The sequence below is a fragment of the Massilia sp. TSP1-1-2 genome, assembly GCF_049896185.1.
Lineage (GTDB): Bacteria > Pseudomonadota > Gammaproteobacteria > Burkholderiales > Burkholderiaceae_D > Telluria_A.
Genome location: NZ_JAFCTU010000049.1, coordinates 11,530 through 31,235, shown reverse-complemented (window position 1 = coordinate 31,235; position 19,706 = coordinate 11,530). Strand labels below are relative to the sequence as shown.

Sequence of the window (19,706 nt, the reverse complement as noted above, 5' to 3'; positions counted from 1 at the left end):
GTCGCCCGCGGCCGAAAAACGGGTCAGGGTCGGGACGATCTGCAGCAGCGGCTGGCTGGCCGAGCCGAACATTTGCAACGAGAACACGCCGTTCGCCTCGAACGGCACCAGCAAGGTCGCTTGGGTACCGTCAGCGCTGGCGGCAACCGGGCTGACACGCACCATGGCCGCGGCGCCGTTGTAGTCGGTGTAGCGCAGCAAAATATCGCTGTCGGTGCTTAAACCCGTGCCGCGCAAGGTGATGGCCTGGCCCGGATTGGCCGAGGCCGTGGCGGCATCGGCCGGCGTGCCCGAGAAGGCGAGCGCCTGCACCGCGTCGAGGCTGGCGCTGAAACTGGCGCTCACGCCGCCGGCGGTCTTGACGTTGATGGCGCCAAATACGCCATTGGTCAGGGGAACGGTGATGCTGACCTGGCCGTTGACGTACTGCCCGGCGACGTAGTCGTAGACTGACTGCACGTCGGGCCCGGACGCGGTGCCGGTGTCGGTGATGACCTGGGCGCCGAAGCGGTATTCGCTTAGCGCTCCTTCGACAAAGCCGGCGCCGTGCAGCACCACGACGGCACTGCTGCCGTCCGCGCTGACCGATTGCACGTCGATGCTGGTGATGACGGGGATGATCTGGAGCGGGAAAGTACCGTCGGTAAAATCGGTACGGACCGCACCGACTTGCGAATAGACCACGGCGTCACCGCTGACGGCGTCGCCCGGCAAGTTAAAGTAGGCAGTCCCGGTGGCGCTGTTGACGCGGGCAACCGGCACCACGACCGTGCTGACGGTGCCGTTGCTGTCGACAACCTTCACCTGCAGCTTGGCGGTGGACGGATCGAACGGCACCGCCAGGCCGATTTGCTGGCCGGGGTTGGCCGACGGCGCGCTCGGGATGGCGGCAGTGCCGCTGGCGGCGCGGATGTCGCTGGCCGGGCGCACCGTAAAGCTGCGCACGATGGCCGAACCGTACTGGTTGCCGGCGCGGTCGGCCAGAATCGACGGCGCGATGCTCAGGCGGTACTCGCCGGGCGTGAGGAAGGTGTCGGCAATCACGCTGAGCGTCTGGCCGCGGTTGCGGCTGTCGAAGTGCAGGCCGATGACGGTGTCGTCGGCGGTGCCGAACTGGCCGTCGCTGCCGGCGCGCAGCAAGGTGGCGCCCGCCAAGTCCAGCTTGGCCGCATCGAGCGGCTCATCGAAAGTCAAATCGATCGAGCGGACGAAGAAGCGCCGCTCGCCATTGGCCACGCTGATCGACGCCAAGACCGGTGCGAAGGTGTCGGGCACCACCGCCAGCACGATCGGCGCCGACAGCGTGGTGTTGCCGCCGGTATCGGTGGCGCGCACTTGCAGCGTCATGCTGGTCCCGCCGCTGGCAATGGTGGGCGCCTGGGTGATCAGTTCCCACGGGAAGCTGGCGTCATTGGCCACGACCTGGCCGTTGACCAGCAGCTCGATATTGCGCACTTGCACGTCGTCGGCAATGGTCGGCCTGACGCTGACGGTGCGCCCTTCGAGCACCTGGATGCCGGGCGTGGCGGGGTCCACATCCACGGTGTCGACCGTGATCGACACGGTGGGGGCGACGCCCTTGGTATCGAAGGCGGCGTAGTTGACGATCTGCAGGCCGCCGCTGCCGTCGGCCACGAAGGCCAGGCCGTTGGCCAGCGCCAGGTCGCGCGGGGCGCCCGGCAGCAGGTACTGGGTGAGAAAGCGGTCGGTGCGACTCGGATCGGACACGTCCATCACATGGACCATGTTGCCGGCGCCGTTGATCGCGCCCACGCTCACGGCCAGGCCCGAACCGTTGGCGACGATGGCGCTGTTGACGATATTGGTGGCGTCTGGGTCGCTCAGCAGCACCAGGCTGGCCGGGTTGCTGACATTGACGGTGCTGAAACCCTGCTGGAAGCCGCCCACGCCGCCAATGTAGGCGACGCCGCCGCCCACGAACAGTTTGCCCCCGCCATTTGCCAATTGCAAGGCGCCGCGCGCGGTGAGCACGTCGCCGGTGACGCTGATGGCGCGCAGATGGCGGCTATTGTCCATCGTGTACAGCGTATTGCCGTCAAAGGCGAGGTCGGTCAGCGTGGTGCCGCCCAGTGCGCCAAGGTCGAGCGTGGCCAGCACGGCACCGGTGTTCAGGTCGACGCTGGCGAGCACTTCGCCGGTGGCGACGTAAGCAATGCCGTCGCGGATCTGGACGGTGCTCACGGCACCGGAGAAGGCGACGCTCTGGCGCAGCACGGGCGCGGACGGGTCGCGCACGTCGACCAGATGCAGGCCGGCGTAACCGGCGGCGACGGCGACGACGGCGCGCCCTTCGTCCACCGCCACGTCGACGCTGGTGCCGGGCAGGTCGAGCGCGGCCACCAGCACCGGCGCCGTAAAGCGCGAGGCGTCAATCACGGCCAAGCCGGCGCTGCCGGTGGCAACGTAGGCGGTCAGCGCGCTGCCATTGCCGGCGGCGCCCGCCACGGCCACTGCCTCGGCGGAACCGGCCAGGTTGACGGCGGCCAGGACGCCGGTCGGAATGGCCAGGTTACCCAGCGGGTTGATGCCCTGCTGGATCGAGGCGAAGTCGTTGATGCCATCCTTGTTGGTGTCGCCCTTGGCGGGATTGGAGCCGATGGCAAATTCGATATCGTCGGGCAGGCCGTCGAAGTCGGTATCGGCGGCAACGCTGGCGGCAAACACCAGGTTGCGCGTCAGGTCGGTCGGCTGCCCGGACGGACCGGTGGTGCCGGTGCGGTTGGCCAACAGGCCGGTGACGGGATCGAACACGGCCAGGTGGTAATCCTTGGACGATGGCAAGAAAAAGCTGAAGCGGCCATCCTTGCCGCTGACCGAACGCAGCGGATCGGCCTGATCCACCTGGATGGCGACATAGTCGTTGCCCCACTGGCCCACCAGGCGCGTTTCGACGCCGGTGGCGACCACGCCGGCGGTGACGCTCGGATGCTGGGCGTCATTGCTGGTGATGCGGATCTGGCCTTGCTGCAGGCCGAGCTTACCCGGCGTAAAACTGGCGCCGAAGGTAAAGCTTTCGCCGGTCTTGAGCGTGATCGGCGCGCCCGGCACGATGCCGGTCAGCTTGAAGGCGTCGGTGCCGGAAACGAGCGAAATGTCGGAAATGACCAGGTCTTGCGCACCCTGGTTGGTGATCACGTTGACCGAAGCGCGCGAAACGGTGCCGGCGTTGGCCACGGCGCCGCCCAGATTGTTTTCGGTCGCCGCGACCTTGATGGCGGGACCGGCGGCAATGCCGTTGCCGGTCAGCCTGACTTCCACCGTCTGGCCGCTGTCGGTGACGAACTTCAGGGTGCGGCTGAAGGCGCCGACCGTGAGCGGGTCGAAGGCGATGTGCAAGGTGGTGCTCTGGCCGGCGTCAAGCGTGCGGTCGGTGGCGCTGGAGTCGATGCTGATCTCGGTGTTGCCTGCGATGGCGTCGATGCTTTGCAAGGTGAGCGTGCCGGTGCCGATATTGCGCAGTGTCCAGTCGGCGCTAAAGCGCTGGCCGGCGGCACCATCCACGATCACGTTGCCCAGGTCATGCACGGCGCTGAGGACGGCGTTGTCTTCGGTCAGGATGGCCAGGGTCGGGGTGGCGAGCGGTGCGATGTCAGGGCCGACGTCCGCGCCGTCGTCGCCAATGCTGTTGCCGCCCCAGCCTGGATTGGCGCTGCGGGCATTTTGATAGGCCAGATAATAGGCGACCGCCTTGGCCGCTTCCTGCACCGTGTAATTCATGTGCAGCCCCAGCTTGGCGGCGTCGGTGGTCAAGTTGAACTGCTGCGAATTGGTGGTGTACAGGCCCTGGCGCATGATATCGGAGGCGCCGCCGGCCACGTATGTCGTTCCCGAGTTGCCGGTGTGAAATAGCCCCAGATGGTGACCGATTTCATGCGCATTGTTCATGCCCAGCGCGTATTTCATATCGGTGCCGGCCGTCGTCACGCCATTTTCAAAGAAGTTATCGAGGAAAAAGACGATATTGCCCGACAAATTGTTGTTCACCAGCGCGGCCGCCCGGAACGCGAGCTCGGCCTTGCTGTAGGTGGCCGCATTGGTTCCCAGGGAGACCAGATCGGCCAGTCCGACGTCGGCAGCGGTCAGTGCGCCCGTGGCCCCACCGAGCTCGTCCTGCACGGGGTTCTCGACAAAGGAAACGTTGAGCACATTGGCGCCCGCACCGCCTTCGGCGATGCCCGGCGTCAAGCCACCGGCGGCGAACAGGGCCGCGGTCTGGGCGCTGATCGAGGCGAGCAGTGCATCACGCTCCGGCTTGGTATCGATGCGCAGGCGTTCGGCCGCGCTCACGCTCGGGAACGCGGCCGCATTGTCGGCGATTTTCTTGACCAGGGTCTCAAACGAGGCGGCGTTGAAGGCCCAGCCTTGCTTGTTGACTGCCGGGCCGCTGAGCGAAATCGATCCGGCCACGCCGCCATTGTCCGGGTTGGCGATCTGAATCGTCGTGTTTTGCGCGCCGATCGCCGTCTTGGGATCGAAGCTGACTTTCCCTGCCCCTTTGTCGTGCATAAAATTGGTGGCGTCGGCCAGCGTCATGGTAGGCGCCGCCGCCCCGGCCAGGATGGTCAAGGGAACCGAGCGCACCGAGGCGCCGGCGCCGTCGCTGATGGTCTGGCCGAAGGCGATCTTGCCGTCGCCATGCTGGTCGTCGGTGGTATCGACGAAGCGATACAGGAAGTAGCTGGATTTTTCGGTATGGGTGGAGCCGTCGGACTTGCCCGTCACCTCGGTGATCGAAATCTTGCTGCCGTACAGACGGTTTTCTTCCAGTTGCTTGAGCCCGCCCGCGATCAGTTCGGTGTACGACTTGGCGCTGGCGCCAAAGGTCTTGGTTTCGCCCGTGCCGGCCTGCAGCGTGAACGTGGTGGAACTGAGCGCCAGCGAGCCGGACGCCTTCATGAAGTCGGCCAGCGGGCCGGAGACGTCAATCGTCACCGTGATGAACGGTTGCTTCTTGCCGGCCGGGTCGCCCGGGACCGGCGGGGTCGGGCAATTCGGGTCGACCGGCGGCGGCGGTGGCGTGTCCGGCAACTTGGCCGGCGCGCTCCAGCTCAAGGTGGAAAAGGTGCCCGCTTCGCCCAGCAGCAAGGGAAGCGTAACCGGGTCTTTCTGGTTGCTGGTGTCGGCCGGGGTTGGCGGCGGCGGCGGCGGCGGCGGGCTGTTGCCCACACCGCAGTCGCCCGGCGGCGTGACGCCGTGCCAGCCCGGCGCGGAAATGCCCGAACCTTCGTCCGAGACCACGCTCTTGCCGTCGGCGGAAACCGTGGCGGTGCCGTTAATGACCAGCATGCCGGTGGTGTGATCGAACGAGAGGATGTTCAGCTTGGTGCCGGCGGCGGCATTGAACACGTTCGGAAAACTGATCTGCACCGGCTGCGCAAAGGTGTCCACGCCCGGCGCTTGAATGGTGATGTCGAAGGTATGCTGCATCACGCCCGCGGGCAGCATGTCCTTGACCAGCGCCGGCGGCACCGTATTGATGCCGATCTTGACGTTCTGCATGACCTTGCCGTCAAAACCGATGGCGCTGCCCGGCGCCACTGTCAGCGACAGTGCGGATCGCTGCTGGTCGGTCAGGTTCGGCGCGGAGCGGGCGTCGACCGTGATCGTGGTCGGCGCGCTCTCGCTGACCGCCTGCATGGCCGACGATTGCACGCGCGGCAGATAGACTTCGGTGCGCTCGGCATTGGCGTCCTGCGCCTCGAGCGTACCCATGCTGCCCATCAGCGTATTGTTGATGCCTGGCCGCAGATCGGCATCCATGACCATTTCCGGGAAAAACACGCCGGCAGGCGGATTGGTGGCGGTGCGCCCGTCGATGCCGACCTTGACGTGGCCGACCGGCAGATTGTCGAAGGAAAAGTTGCCGTTGGCATCGGTGAACGTGGTCAGGTCGGGCCGGCCGATGATGAACACGCGCGCATGCGCGATCGGCAGCTGGAACACGTCGTCCGGCGTGTGGATCACCCCGTCCGGACCGCGGCGCACGTCGTCAAAGGTCATCGGTTGCAGATCCGGACCTGGATCGACCACGCGTCCGGTCAAGCGGGTGCCGGCCACGCTGGTGGTGCTGACGGTGGAAAAGCTCCAGCTCAGTTCGCCGCCATTGGCGCCGTCGCCGTCGGCGTCGAGGAACAGGCCGTCCTGCGCGGCGCGGATGGCCGAGCCGTTCAAGTGCAAGGTGATGCTGCTGCCGCCCGGCATCGGGGTATTGAAGAACAGCCAGGCGAAGCTGCCGTCCAGGGCCGGCACGATGGTGGTGTCGAGTTTCACGCCGTCAGGACCGGTCGCGTAAAAGGTCTGGGCGTTCAAGGTCGCCACATTGACGGCGCGCGTAAAGTGCACTTGCGGGCGGAAGGTGGTGCCGATGTCGGCGCTGCCGTCACCCGGGGTCACGCCGCTCACGGCAAAAGCGCCCAGCGCGGTGATGGTGACGCTGCGCGAGAGGGTGCTGACGTTGCCGGCGCCGTCTTCGGTGCGCAGTTGCAGCGTGTGTTCGCCAAAGCCGAGGTTGCCAAGCGGGAGGGCCTGGTCGAAGTTGCCGGTGGCCGGGTCAAAGGTCAGCGACTTGCTGGCGCCGCCATCCACGGTGTAGTGCAAGCTGACAATGGCCGAACCGCTGGCGCCGGTGCTGCCCGTCAGGCGCGACGACGCGCTCAAGGCGTCTCCCGCAGCCAGGCTGGCCAGCGACAGGACCGGGGCCTTGGTGTCGAGCGTGAAGGCGCGGTTGTAGGCCGCGCTCAAATTGCCGGCGGTGTCGCGCGCCAGCAGGGAAACGGTGTGTTCGCCGTCGGCGCTGCCATTGAGCGCCAGCGCCGTGGTGACGCTGAACTTGCCGTCGGCATCAAAAACGACGTCGTGCAGGGCGCCGCCATCGATGCGCCATTGCAATGTGGCCACGCCGGACAAGTTGTCGAGCACCTGGCCGGTGAGCGTCAGGTTGGTGCTGGCCGCGTCGCGGGTGTCGCCCAGCACCACGCTTGGCGCCTGCGTATCCTGGCTCAAGGCAAAGCGCGCCAGCACTGCCGCGCCCACTTGCTTGCCCATTTCCTGGCCGGCCAGGTTGGAGTACTCGAAGTGAATGCCGCCGTAGATGCGGCTTTCGCCGGCCTCGTGCGCGGCCTGGTCGAAGCTGGTGTAGTTGCGCGTCACGCCCGGCAGGGTGGAACTGGTGGTGCTGAAGGATACATGCTCGCCAAAGGCGGCGTTCAGGATGCCGGCGGCAGCGGCGCTGAAGGTGGAGTGGCCGGACACGTATTCCGGGTGCGGCGGCGTGATCAAGAGTGGTTCCCAGGCGGCGTCCAGCGTGGTGCCGGCGTTGCCGTCCAGGTCGGCCTGCTGGATCGCGGTCACGGGACGCCAGGCGTCGTAGGTGTACTTGGTATCCCAGCAGGCAATTGCCGCATCGGCCAGCGCGACGTTCAGTTCGGCCATCAGGCGCGCATTGGCCGACAGGCTGTTGCCCTGGGCTGCGGCGACCTGGGCGGCGATCTGGTTCCAGTGGCCCGGCGGGGTAATGCTGCCGCCGCCGTCAGCCCAGAACTGGGCCTGCTGGGTCTGGTCGGCGGTGCGGGTGCTGCCGGTGGCAGCGCCCAGCGCGCGGGTTTTCTCAAGCGAGGCCGCGTATTCGGCCGAATCGAGCGACGGCGGCGGCGGCGCGCGCAGCTGGTCGCTGGAAGCGAGCACGAAGGGCGTGACGTCTTGCCATTGCGGGTCTTGCGAGACCATGTACAAGGGTCCCGTGGGACGCCACTTGCCCAGCTCGTCGGTGCCGTCGTCGGTGGCATAATCGAGGTAACCATCGCTGGCGCGGATGGCCAGCACGGCTTCGGCGATGCTGTTGCCCAGGGCAATGCCGGCCGTCTTGGCGGCGCCGGCGGGAACGCTGGCCAGGCTGGTGGCAAGCGCGGCGTCAAAGTTGGCGCGCTGGCCCGGATAGAGCTGGTACAGCACGCGGTAGGCGGCCTGCGCCACGGCGGCCTCGGCCGAAACGGGACCGGTCACGCTTTGCTTGACCAAAAACGCCGGTGTGCCTTCGATGGCAGCTAAGACATCGTAGACGGCAATGCTCTGGATGGCCAGCATGCGCGTGGCTACCGTCGGGTTCGACACGTCCAGCTTGATGGCGGCAAGCGCAATGGCATTCCAGGCCAGCACCGGATCTGGCTGCTGCTGGGCGACGCGGGTCAGGGTGCGGGTCAGGGTGGCGCTGTTGCCGGCGGCGTCGGTGGCGCTCAAGGTGAGGACGTTCTCGCCCGGCGTCAAAGCTACGCCCGGCAGCACGAAGGTGCCGCCGGCGCCAACCACGGTGCTCAGGTTCTGGCTGGCCAGTGTGATGGTGGCGCCGATCTCGGCCTGGCCCTTGATCTGGGCGAAGGCGGCGCCGGTCTGGCTGCCGCTGTCATTGCTGGCGTCGGCCGCCGCAAAGGCGAACGAGGCAATGGCCGGGGCCGTGCTGTCATAGGTAAAACTCAGGTCGAACGGGGCCGACTGGTTGCCGGCCGCGTCCGTGGCGCGCAGGCGCAGCGTGTGGCTGCCCGCGTTCAGCGCACCGCCGGCAAGGCTGGCCAGTTGGGCTGCGCTGAGCAGGAAGGTGCCGTCGGCCTGCATGCTGGCGCTAATGTCTTGATTGGGCATCGCGCCGCCAATCGGGTCCAGGATGGCGCTCAGGCCAACCACCTTCACGTTGTCGCTGGCGCTGCCGCGGATGGCCGGGTTGCTGGTAATGCGGTCGCTGGCCGAGCTGCCGGTGTCGACCGCGAGCGCGGCGCTTACGGTGGGCAAGGTGGCGTCGCCGCCGCCGGTGCTGGTCCGGGTGATGGTGACGCTGCGCTGGGACACATTGCCGGCGGCGTCGAACAGCGACACCGACAGCACGTTGGCGCCGAGCGTCAGGGCAATGCCATCGAAGCGGAAACTGCCGTCGGCGCCGGCTTGCACTTGCGCGCCGGTGGCGGTCAAGACCACCTGCGCCAGCGCTTCGCCCACGCCTTGCAGCGAGACGATCGCGCTGGTGGTCTGCTGGTCGCCGGCGGCGCCGCTGTCGGAGTCGGGAGCCAGGTCGAGCGCGGTGACGGTAGGCGCGGCGCGGTCGAGCGTGAAGACGACGTCGGTCGGGGCCGAACGGTTGCCGGCCGCGTCGAGCGCGACCACGCGCACGCTGTGCACGCCGTCGTTGAGCGTGCCGCCGCCCAGGCTGGCCAGTTGCGTGGCCGTCAGCAGGAAGCTGCCGTCGCCCTGCAGGGCGAAGCTGACGTCGGTGGTGGGCAGCGTCGCGCCCACCGGATCGAGCGCGGCGCGCAGGACGGTGGCGCCCTTGGCGTCGAGTGCGGAGCCGGCGATGGCCGGGTTGGACGTGAGCCGGTCGCTGGCGCTCGCGCCCGTGTCGCCGGCCAGGCGCGCGCTGACGGTGGGCGCAACGCGGTCGCCGGGCTGGGTGCCCAGTTGCGGCAAGGTCGTGGGATTGACCGTGGCGCCGTTGACGCTGACGGTGGCGGGAAAGCCGGGCGCCAGGATGCGGCTGGCGCTGTCGAGCGCGCCGCCAATGTACAGTTCCTGGATCTTGTTGGCAGCGGTGCCGAGTAGAACATCGTCGCCATCGTTGAAACTGCCGTTGACGGGGTTGACGCCGACCATGAAGGTGCTGCCGCTGACGGCGCCGGTAATGCGCACGCGCCCGAGCGTGCCGGCGCTGAAGGTGTCGGCCGCGCTGCCGGTGCCGCCCAGGACGCCATCGCTGCCCAGGTCGGCGCCCACGAGCACGGTGAAGTTGCGGGCCGAGCCAACCACCTGCAGCATCTGCAGGCTGGCCGCCGCCAGCAGGCCGCCAACGTCGCCGGCCACCACCAGTTGACTTAATGCGCCCTTGACATTGGCGCGCCAGAGAGCGTCGCTGCTGCCGAAAGCGATATTGCCGGCGCGGCCGGCGATCGACCAGACGCCGGCGCCGACGCTGCCGCCGACCTTGACATTGCCCAATACCAGCAAACCGGCGCCGGCGCCGGACAGGATTAGGTCGCTCGTGAATTGGCGCTCGACCGTCAGGCTGTTCAGGCCGCCGGCCTGGAACATGGCGCCCTTGGTGGCGGAAGCGGTCCAGGAACCGAGCTTGACGGTGTTGGCGACCTGGCTGGTATTGACCCGCACGCCGCTGAAGTTTCGCGCGCTAATGTCGAGTAGACCGCTGCCGCCGGTGACGATCTGCGCATTGGTGGCGTCGCCCAGGACCAGCGTGCGCAAGGCGCCGCTGACGGTTATGGCGCCGGTCAGGTCGGCCGTGGCGGCGCTGAACGACTTCATTTCTCCCGCCACGTCCAGCGCGGCCAGTGCCATGCGACCGTCGCCGCCGCTGGTGGTGGCGCTCAATTGGGTGGTGGCGTCGCTGCCGCTGACCGCGATCGTGTAGCCGGCGGCGCCTTCGGTGATGATGGCCGTGCCTTTGCCGGCCATGGTCAGGACGATGCGGGTGCCGTCGGCGTCCGTCAGGGTCAGCGAGGGAACCGGACCGGCGGCAGTCGCGCCGATGGTCCAGCTCGGCAGCTGGCTGGCGAGGCTGGCCGCGCCGTACCGGTGCACCTCGCTGTCGACAAACGATAGCGGATTGCTAAACTCCGGCAAGGCGGCGCGCTGCGGCGTGCCGCGGATGGTGACGCCGGCGCCGTCGCCCAGTTCATTGCTGGCAAGCAATCGCGTGGTCGCGGCCGGATTGACGTCGCGGTCGATGTCGGTGGGCGACATCGACGAGCCGTCCAGGTTGGCCGACAGCAAGATGCGCGGCTCGAGCGCTTCGAACTTGAACAGCGCCGGCGCGGCGTCCTGCGGCGCCTGGCGCAAGCGCGCGATCAGGCTGCGCGCCCCGGCGCCGCACGAGCGCAGATTGTGCCACATCCAGCCCGACAGGCGATTGAGCATGCGTGCCAGCAGACGGCTGACGAGCGCGTTGCGGAAGGTGGACGAACCACGGGACGAACGACGGGACGTACGACGGGATGCGCGACGGGTCATGAAGACTCTCCACTAGGATTGGAATCGGAATTTTGCGACACAAGCATCCTGGCGCCGGCGCGAGCCGGCACAAGATGACGAAGAAGGGTGGCCGAAAGGCCTGCAGGCAACTGGTCAAAAGACCAGCGGGTTGATCAGCCGGCGCGGCGTCTCAGGCGCTGGCGTTGGCCGGCAAGCAAAAGCGCGCCGAGCACCAGCAGCAGCGCGGCGGGCGGCTCGGGAATCTGGGCGACCAGCGGCGCGGTCTGGCCCGCGCCGGTAATATCGAAATTGGCGTTGAAAAACTCGAAGTGCTGGCTGCCCGGCAAAGCGCTGCCGAGATAAGTGAATTCAACCTCGAAGCTGTTCGTTACACCGGTCATGTCGATCAGTGCCAAGAAATTGATGATGCCGTCCAGGCCGGCGAAAGCATCGGGCTGGGTGGTCGTGTCGAACCAGTCGGCGCTGCTGCTGGTGACGAGCAGGTCGGCAAATTGTGCGTGATCGTAAAACAGCGTGAAGCCGCCGCCGGCTTGAAACGCGTCGCGCGTGCTATAGCTGAGCTTCATGCGATCGGCTTGCCCCGGCGCGTCGACAATATCGCTTGCCTCGTAGGTTGGCGTTGCAAGAGCATGGTGGCTCGACAACGCCAGCACGACGCTCATGAACAACGTCGATAACAGCTTGGTAGCTTTCATTAAATTCCCCGTACGAATCAGCAAATATCGATTAATCGGTCCGAGTGCGCCTCCATCGCCACTTGGTACAGGTCCCAGGCCAGGCGCGGCAGACCGGACAGTCCCGGCGAAACACGTGCAATTTCGCCAATCTTTGTCCGATATGATTATGATAATGGACGATCGTGCAGTCAAGAAAAATTGGAATTCTTGTGTACGATTTATCCTACAAGGATATTATCTGTGACATTTTCAGCGTCGGGCCCATCCATTAACTCTGGAAATTAACTATGTTGAGACAATTGGCGCGCTTTTGATAAGGTAAATATTCCATCGGCGGCCGGGTTTGATTATGTCGTTGCGGGGGCGGGGACAGGGTCGGCGTCGCAGATCCGGTCGCGGCCCGCAGCCTTGGCCTGGTACAGGCGGCGGTCGATCCGGTCCAGGAAGCGATCCGGGTGGTCCAGCGGGCCGGGCACGATGCTGCCAACGCCCAGGCTGACGGTCACGATGGGCGCGACCGCCGAACGGGCATGGGCAATGTTTTGTTGTCCCAGTAATTTGCGGCAGCGCTCGGCCAGGTTGTGGGCCGCTTCGCGGTCCGTGGCCGGCAGCAGCAACACGAATTCCTCGCCGCCCAGGCGCGCGCACAGGTCGCGCGAGCGCGAGGCGCTGCCGTCCATGGCCTGGGCCACGCGGCGCAGGCAGTCGTCGCCTTGCATATGGCCATAATGATCGTTGTACTGTTTGAAGTAATCGATGTCGATCACGACCAGCGACAGCGGCTCGCCGGTGGCGCGCGCCTTGGCCCATTCGATCGGATACATGGTGTCGAACATGCGCCGGTTGGCCACGCCCGTCAGGCTGTCGCGGTAGGACAGCACTTCCAGTTCGCGCTGCAGCTGCAAGATCTTGTCTTCGGCCCGCTTGCGCGCGGTAATGTCGAACATGAAGCCGACCAGCGCCTCGACGCTGCCATCCGGACGCCGCAGCACGTGCACCACGTCGCGGATCCAGACCTCGTCGCCATCGCGCGTCAAGGCCCGGTAGTCGGCTTCGTGGTCGATGCCCTGCTGCGATTGCGCGACACAGAAATCCACCGTTTTCTTGCGGTCTTCCGCGTGGATGCGCTCGGCCCAGTCGTCCACCGACAACCAGCTGTCCGGGCGCCAGCCAAGCAGTTGTTCGATCTGCGGGCCGATATAGGTGAAGCGCATCGTAGCCCAGTCGATTCGCCAGGGTATCGCTTGCGTCGATTCGAGCAAGGTGCGATAAACGCCGGGATCGTCGCCAGCGACGGGCATGGAAGCGGGGAGTGTTGTGGCCATGGGGTAGCGCGTTGGGGAGAGATAGGGTTTTTTACTGGAAACACACTCTGCCGTCAATCGATTTAATTGACGGCAGGCATGAACGGGAGCGGCCGCACTTACTTGACGCGCCGCTTTTCGAGCTTGCGCGCCAGCGTACGCCGGTGCATGCCCAGCTGGCGCGCCGCCTCCGAGATATTGAAATTGGACTCGGCCAGCACTTCATGGATGCGTTCCCACTCGAGCGTCTTGATCGAGGTCGGCCGTTCGGTCAAGGCCAGCTCCACGCTGCCGTCGATCTGGCCGAAGGCGGCCTCGATATCGTCACTGTTGGCAGGTTTCGCCAGATACTGGCGCGCCCCGAGCTTGATGGCGTCAACCGCCGTGCCGATGCTGGCAAAGCCGGTCAGCACCACGATCGACATGGCCGCATCGTGCGCATGCAGCAGTTGAACGCAAGCCAGGCCCGACTGGGCGCCGGCCAGCTTCAGGTCGACCACCGCAAAACCGGGCGAATGCGACTGCAGCAGCGCGACCGCCTGCTCGAAACTGGCAGCGTGCAGCACCTTGTAGCCGCGCCGCTCGAACGAGCGCGCCAAGGTGCGCGCAAGGGCGTCATCGTCCTCGATGATCAACAAAATGCGATCAGAGGACATCTGCGTCTCCCGGCTCGCAGGCGATGGCTGCCAGCGGCAGGCACACGCGCACCAGGGCACCGCCCTGCTCAAGGTTGTGCGGGTGGACGGTGCCGCCCAGCGTGCGCGCCACGTTCACCACCAAAAACAGGCCAAGGCCGCCGCCCGGGCGCCCCTTGGTCGACTGGTAGGGCGTGCCGAAGCGCTCCAGCATCGCGGGCGCGAAGCCCGGGCCCCGGTCCGTCACTTCCAGCGTGAGCATGCCGCCATCCTCTGTTGCGACCAGGCACAGCCAGTCGGGCGAGGCTTCCAGCCCATTTTCCAGCACGTTCCAGATCATTTGCTTGAAGGTCGAGTCGGACACCACGGCGACGTCGCGCACGATCCGGTTTTCGTAGACAAAAGCGGCGCCGGGGCGCGCGGCGCGCCATTCGGCAACCAGCTGGTCGAGAAAGACCTTGATGCTGGTCCTGGCTGATGCTTCGCCGCGCGCTTCGCCGGCCGACATCAGAATGCCGCTGACGATGCTCTTGCAGCGCATCAGCTGCGCCTGCATTTCGCCTATCTCGGCCAGCAAGTCGGGGTTGCGGGCAAATTCTGGCATGCGGCGCCAGTCGCCCAGAATGACCGCCAGCGTTGACAGCGGCGTGCCCAGTTCGTGCGCTGCGCCGGAAGCGAGCAGGCCCATGCGAACGATGTGTTCCTCTTCCACCGCGCGCTGGCGCAGCGTGGCAAGCTGGGCGTCGCCGGCGCGCAGGTTGCCGCTGATGCGGGTAATGAAGATGGCCAGCAGCACGGCATTGAGCGCCACGCTGATCAGGATGCCCTGGATGTACAGGCTCTTCAAGCCATGCTGGTAGTCGAGCGGCAGCGCCAGCGGTTTGGCGAACGCTGTCAGCAATGCCAGGCACAGGCCCACCACGCCGACGATGGTCCAGGTGCTCCAGGGCGCCAGCAGCACGGCGCTCAGGATCACCTGCAGCAGGTACAGGAACACGAAGGGATTGCTCATGCCCCCGCTTAGGGAGAGCTGGGCGGTCAGGCTGGCCACGTCCATCAGCAGCGCCAGGAATACCTGGCTGTTGGTGACGGTGGTTTCTTCGTGCCAGCGCAAGTGGCTGAACAGGTTAAAGGCGATCAGGCAGGCGAGCACCTGCAGCATGGGTGCGAGCGGCAACTGCACGCCCAGGCCGAGCGTGACGGTGGCGATGGTAGTGATCTGGCCGAGAACGGCAATCCAGCGCAGTTCGATCAAATGACGCATATTGCGGTAGCCGGGCGCGTGGCGTAACGGCGCGGCGGTCAGCGGCGCCTGTCGCCAGGCGGCCTGTCCGATGGTTCGATACATGGTCCAGCCCTTTAGCTTGTCTTGGTATGGCCGCTGCGCGCAATTAACGCGCAGCCGCCGGCAGCCATCAAGCTTAATGCAAACCAGGTAATCGCGTACACCAGGTGCTGATTGTTAAATGCAATCACGGTCAGGCCGCCGACCGGCGAACCCTGCGCAGCCGTCTGCGCGGCATCCTGGTCGAGAAAATAGGGCGCCACCGGCCCCAGGCCGCGCGCCGCTGCAATGGCCTGCACATGGCGCGTGTACCAGCGGTTGGTCGTCGGATTATTGTCGCGAAGGAAAGGTTTGTCGCGCTCGCTCATGCGCAGCAAGCCCGTGATGCGCACCTGCTCGCCGCCTGCGGGCGGTGCGCTGCGCGCTGCGATGAAGCCGCGGTTGACCAGCACGGTCGTGCCATCGTTGCAGCGAAAGGGGGTCAGCAGCCAGTAGCCGGGGCCGAGCACGGTGGACGCTTGCACGGGCGTGGCGCCCTGGTCGAGAAAGCGACCTTCGAGGCGCAAGTGGCGGTATTCATCCTTGTCCCGCGCCAGCTGCGGCCAGCGGGACGGGGCGGGCGCGGGGGAGGGCGCGGCGTGCACGCGGGCATCGACCTGCGCAATGAGCGCCGTCTTCCACTGCAGGCGCTGCACCTGCCACACGCCCAGCGCGAACAAGAGGGTGCTGAACACGGCCATGCACAGCGCCGCGCAAAAGCGCGCGCGGCGCGAGCGGGTCATGGGGTGTCGGCATGCATGATCTGGTTCATCATGCCCGGCATCATGTTGTGGTTGAGGTGGTACATGACCCAGATCGAGCCGCTGAGCATGATCACCAGCAGCATGAAGGTAAACAGCAGGGCCAGCATCGACCAGCCGTCCTCGGCCTTGGTGTTCATGTGCAGGAAGTACACCATGTGCACCACGATCTGCACCGCCGCCAGGGCCAGCAAGACAAAGCCGGCGGTGGCCGAGCTGCCGATGACCTTGCCCATCACGAGCCAGAACGGAATGGCTGTGAGGATCACGGCCAGCACAAAGCCGGTGACATAGCCGCGCAGGGTTGAATGGGGGCCGCTGGCAGCGTGGTGGTGGTCATGGTCGTGGTCGTGGTCGTGCCCGGGACCGGTATTTTCGTGCAACGGCGCGCTCATGGCAGCACTCCCATCAGGTAGACAAAGGTAAAGACGCCGATCCAGACAACGTCGAGGAAGTGCCAGAACATCGACAGGCACATCAGGCGGCGGCCGTTTTCCGGCGTCAGGCCGTGCTTGGCCAGTTGCGCGATCAAGGTCACCAGCCACACGATGCCAAAGGCGACGTGCAGGCCGTGGGTGCCCACCAGGGCGAAGAAGGCCGTCAAGAAGCCGCTGCGCTGGGGACCGGCGCCTTCGCCGATCAGGTGCACGAACTCGAACAGTTCCAGGCCGATGAAGCCGGCGCCCAGCAGACCGGTGACGCCTAGCCAGACCAACGTGCGGCGCAGACGGCGCTGCTGCATCTCGATCATCGCAAAACCGTAAGTGATCGAGGAGAGCAGCAGCAGCGACGTGTTGAGCGCCACCAGCGGCAAGTCGAACAGTTGCGCGCCAGTGGGGCCGCCCGCGTAGTTGCGCCCCAGTACGGCGTAGGTGGCGAACAGCGCGGCAAACACCAGGCAGTCGCTCATCAGGTAGATCCAGAAGCCCAGCAGCGTGCCGTTCTCGGGATGGTGTTCGCGCACGTAAAAGCGTGCGCTTGGGTCAGCGTCGGGGGAGGGGAGCGTAAGATCAGACATGGCTATCCAACATCAGGGAGCGAAGGTGTTCAGTACGGACGACCTGCTCGGCCGGAATGAAATAATCGCGTTTGTAATTAAAGGTGTGAGCGATCACGGCGGCCACCATGGCAAAGGCGCCGACTGCAGCGAGCAGCCACATGTGCCAGATCAGCGCGAAGCCGACCGCACCGCTCAGCACAGCGATGATGAAGCCGGCGCCGGTGTTTTTCGGCATGTGGATGGCCACGAAATTGTCGCGCGGACGCGCATAGCCGTTCGCCTTCATGTCGGCCCAGGTGTCGTTGTCGTACACCTTGGGCGTGAACGCAAAGTTGTAGTCGGGCGGCGGCGACGAGGTCGACCATTCGAGCGTGCGGCCATTCCACGGGTCGCCGGTAACGTCGCGCAGCGCTTCGCGGTTGCGGTAGCTGACCACGAACTGCATCAGCATCGAGGCAATGCCCAGCGCCACCAGTACGGCGCCAAACGCGGCGACGATGAACCAGATCTGCAGCGAGGGATCGTCAAAGTGGCTCACGCGCCGCGTCACGCCCATCAGGCCCAGGACATACAGCGGCATGAAGGCAAGGTAAAAGCCGATCACCCAGAACCAGAACGAGCACTTGCCCCAGAATTCGTCGAGCTTGTAGCCGAAGGCTTTCGGGAACCAGTAGTTAATGCCCGCAAATACTCCGAACACGACGCCGCCAATGATCACGTTGTGGAAGTGGGCGATCAGGAACAGGCTGTTGTGCAGCACAAAGTCGGCCGCAGGCACGGCCAGCAGCACGCCGGTCATGCCGCCGATGACAAAGGTGATCATGAAGGCGATCGTCCACAGCATCGGCAGCTCGAAGCGGATGCGCCCGCGGTACATGGTAAACAACCAGTTGAAGATCTTGGCCCCGGTCGGAATCGAAATGATCATCGTGGTGATGCCGAAGAAGGAATTGACCGACGCGCCCGAACCCATGGTAAAGAAGTGGTGCAGCCACACCAGGTAAGACAGGATGGTGATCACCACGGTGGCGTAGACCATCGAGGTGTAGCCGAACAGGCGCTTGCCCGAAAAGGTGGAGACGATTTCGGAAAACACGCCAAACACGGGCAGGATCAGGATATAAACTTCCGGGTGGCCCCAGATCCAGATCAGGTTCACGTACATCATGGCGTTGCCGCCAAGGTCATTGGTGAAAAAATGGGTGCCGACCATGCGGTCGAGCGAGAGCATGCCCAGCACGGCGGTGAGGACCGGGAAGGCTGCCACGATCAGCACGTTGGTGCACAGGGCGGTCCAGGTAAAGACGGGCATTTTCATCAGCGTCATGCCGGGTGCGCGCATCTTGACGATGGTGGCAATCAGGTTGATCCCCGAGAGCAGCGTGCCCACCCCTGCGATCTGCAGCGACCAGATGTAGTAGTCGACCCCGGGGTCGGGGCTGGCCATGATGCCCGACAGCGGCGGATAGGCCAGCCAGCCGGTGCGGGCAAATTCGCCCACGAACAGCGAGACCATGGTCAGGCCGCCGCCGGCGGCCGTCATCCAGAATGAAAAATTGTTCAGGAACGGGAAGGCGACGTCGCGCGCGCCGATCTGCAGCGGCACCACGTAGTTCATCAGCCCGGTCACGAGCGGCATGGCGACGAAGAAAATCATGATCACGCCGTGCGCGGTGAAGATCTGGTCGTAGTGGTGCGGCGGCAGAAAGCCGGCGTTGTCGCCAAAGGCCATGGCTTGCTGGGCGCGCATCATCAAGGCGTCAGCAAAGCCGCGCAGCAGCATGACAATGCCGAAGATGATGTACATGATGCCGATTTTCTTGTGGTCGATACTGGTGACCCAGTCGCGCCACAAGGGGCCCCACAGACGGTAATAGGTGAGCGCGCCGAGCGCGGCAGCGCCGCCAATGGCGACCATGATGAAGGTCGCCATCAGGATCGGCTCGTGGTAGGGAATCGCTTCCCAGCTCAGGCGCCCGAGCAGCGGCATGGTCTGATCAATGTTGTTTTGCATGGTTTGCCTCTACGGAAACGGGGGGCTTGATGCACACGCCATCAATGCCCGATTGCGCCAGTTGACCAGATGGCGCGACTGCGTTGTGCTGGCTCATCATGTGGCTCATGCACATGGCGCCGGGTTCGACGCAACGTTCGACGATGGCGTCGAACAAGCCGGTTTCTGCCGCGCCAAAGTGGCGTACGGCGTCTTTTTGGCTCGGTTTTTCAAGTTGCAGATAGGCGGCCCGGTCGAGCGTAGCGCCGGCCGCCTTGACCGAACTGACCCACGCTTCAAAGGCGGCCGCGTCCTTGCCATGGAATTTGAACCGCATGTCCGAAAAACCCGCGCCACTGTAGTTGGCCGAGAAGCCCTCGTACACGCCAGGCTTGTTAATGACCGCGTTGAGCGTGGTCTGCATGCCCGGCATGGCATAGATCTGGCCGGCCAGCGCGGGCACATAGAAGGAATTCATGACGGTCGAGGCGGACAGCTTGAAGCGCACCGGCACGTCGACCGGCGCCACCAGTTCGTTGACCGTGGCGATGCCAAGCTCCGGATAGATGAAGAGCCATTTCCAGTCGAGCGCGACGACTTCGACGATCAGGGGCTTGACGTCGGCAGGGATGGGGCGGGTGGCGTCCAGGCGGCTGAGCGGACGGTACGGGTCGAGCACGTGGGTACTAATCCACGTAACCAGGCCAAGCGCAATGATGATCAACAGGGGCGCGCCCCAGATCACCAGTTCGAGCCCGGTCGAATGGTCCCAGTCGGGCAGGTAGGTGGCCGACGTGTTGCTGGAGCGATAACGCCACGCGAACACGATGATCAGCACAATCACCGGCACGATGATGAGCAACATCAGGAAGGTGGACACGACAATCAGTTGCGCCTGCTGGGCAGCAATGTCGCCCGAAGGCTTCATGACCACGGTGTTGCAGGCGCACAGAAGTGCCAACGGTGAAAGCAACATGACACGGCGAATGAGGGGGGCAATCATGCGAT

At 65.4% G+C, this 19,706-nt stretch carries 10 protein-coding genes; all 10 read right to left on the bottom strand.

All coding sequences use genetic code 11. The features are described 5' to 3' along the window. Positions 1 to 11,022: Ig-like domain-containing protein (locus tag ACP7BV_RS25290; RefSeq protein WP_426107653.1), on the bottom strand; the 11,022-nt coding region annotated here is incomplete at its 3' end. Positions 11,023 to 11,156: 134 nt separating this feature from the next. After that, positions 11,157 to 11,699, bottom strand: a complete 543-nt coding sequence (locus tag ACP7BV_RS25285) for a hypothetical protein (RefSeq protein ID WP_426107652.1) — start codon at positions 11,697 to 11,699, stop codon at positions 11,157 to 11,159. Positions 11,700 to 12,028: 329 nt separating this feature from the next. After that, a complete protein-coding gene (locus ACP7BV_RS25280) occupies positions 12,029 to 13,006 on the bottom strand; it encodes a diguanylate cyclase (protein ID WP_426107651.1) in 978 nt (325 codons plus the stop codon). Between the two features lie 98 nt (positions 13,007 to 13,104). After that, a complete protein-coding gene (locus ACP7BV_RS25275) occupies positions 13,105 to 13,641 on the bottom strand; it encodes a response regulator transcription factor (protein WP_426107650.1) in 537 nt (178 codons plus the stop codon). Next, complete coding sequence (locus ACP7BV_RS25270; RefSeq protein WP_426107649.1) at positions 13,631 to 14,968, bottom strand: ATP-binding protein; 1,338 nt, start codon at positions 14,966 to 14,968, stop codon at positions 13,631 to 13,633. Before ACP7BV_RS25270 ends, ACP7BV_RS25275 begins: the two co-directional genes overlap by 11 nt. Before the next feature lie 11 nt (positions 14,969 to 14,979). Further along, positions 14,980 to 15,687 (bottom strand): SURF1 family protein, encoded by a 708-nt coding sequence (locus ACP7BV_RS25265; protein ID WP_426107648.1) that lies wholly within the window; start codon positions 15,685 to 15,687, stop codon positions 14,980 to 14,982. After that, a complete protein-coding gene (gene cyoD / locus ACP7BV_RS25260) occupies positions 15,684 to 16,100 on the bottom strand; it encodes a cytochrome o ubiquinol oxidase subunit IV (RefSeq protein WP_426107647.1) in 417 nt (138 codons plus the stop codon). The genes ACP7BV_RS25265 and cyoD overlap by 4 nt, the downstream gene beginning before the upstream one ends. Next, positions 16,097 to 16,723 (bottom strand): cytochrome o ubiquinol oxidase subunit III, encoded by a 627-nt coding sequence (gene cyoC / locus ACP7BV_RS25255; RefSeq protein WP_426107646.1) that lies wholly within the window; start codon positions 16,721 to 16,723, stop codon positions 16,097 to 16,099. Before cyoC ends, cyoD begins: the two co-directional genes overlap by 4 nt. Next, the gene (cyoB, locus tag ACP7BV_RS25250) at positions 16,716 to 18,719 is read right to left on the bottom strand and encodes a cytochrome o ubiquinol oxidase subunit I (protein ID WP_426107645.1); all 2,004 of its coding nucleotides are present in this window, start codon (positions 18,717 to 18,719) and stop codon (positions 16,716 to 16,718) included. The genes cyoC and cyoB overlap by 8 nt, the downstream gene beginning before the upstream one ends. Continuing rightward, entirely contained in the window at positions 18,703 to 19,701 is a 999-nt protein-coding gene (cyoA, locus tag ACP7BV_RS25245) for a ubiquinol oxidase subunit II (protein WP_426107644.1), read from the bottom strand. The genes cyoB and cyoA overlap by 17 nt, the downstream gene beginning before the upstream one ends. Positions 19,702 to 19,706: the final 5 nt, after the last annotated feature.

Bases quoted from the DNA above. Each gene is read 5' to 3' on its own strand.
- cyoD (WP_426107647.1), bottom strand. From the start codon at position 16,100: ATGAGCGCGCCGTTGCACGAAAATACCGGTCCCGGGCACGACCACGAC.
- cyoB (WP_426107645.1), bottom strand. From the start codon at position 18,719: ATGCAAAACAACATTGATCAGACCATGCCGCTGCTCGGGCGCCTGAGC.
- ACP7BV_RS25275 (WP_426107650.1), bottom strand. From the start codon at position 13,641: ATGTCCTCTGATCGCATTTTGTTGATCATCGAGGACGATGACGCCCTT.
- ACP7BV_RS25270 (WP_426107649.1), bottom strand. From the start codon at position 14,968: ATGTATCGAACCATCGGACAGGCCGCCTGGCGACAGGCGCCGCTGACC.
- cyoC (WP_426107646.1), bottom strand. From the start codon at position 16,723: ATGTCTGATCTTACGCTCCCCTCCCCCGACGCTGACCCAAGCGCACGC.
- ACP7BV_RS25280 (WP_426107651.1), bottom strand. From the start codon at position 13,006: ATGGCCACAACACTCCCCGCTTCCATGCCCGTCGCTGGCGACGATCCC.
- ACP7BV_RS25285 (WP_426107652.1), bottom strand. From the start codon at position 11,699: ATGAAAGCTACCAAGCTGTTATCGACGTTGTTCATGAGCGTCGTGCTG.
- cyoA (WP_426107644.1), bottom strand. From the start codon at position 19,701: ATGATTGCCCCCCTCATTCGCCGTGTCATGTTGCTTTCACCGTTGGCA.
- ACP7BV_RS25265 (WP_426107648.1), bottom strand. From the start codon at position 15,687: ATGACCCGCTCGCGCCGCGCGCGCTTTTGCGCGGCGCTGTGCATGGCC.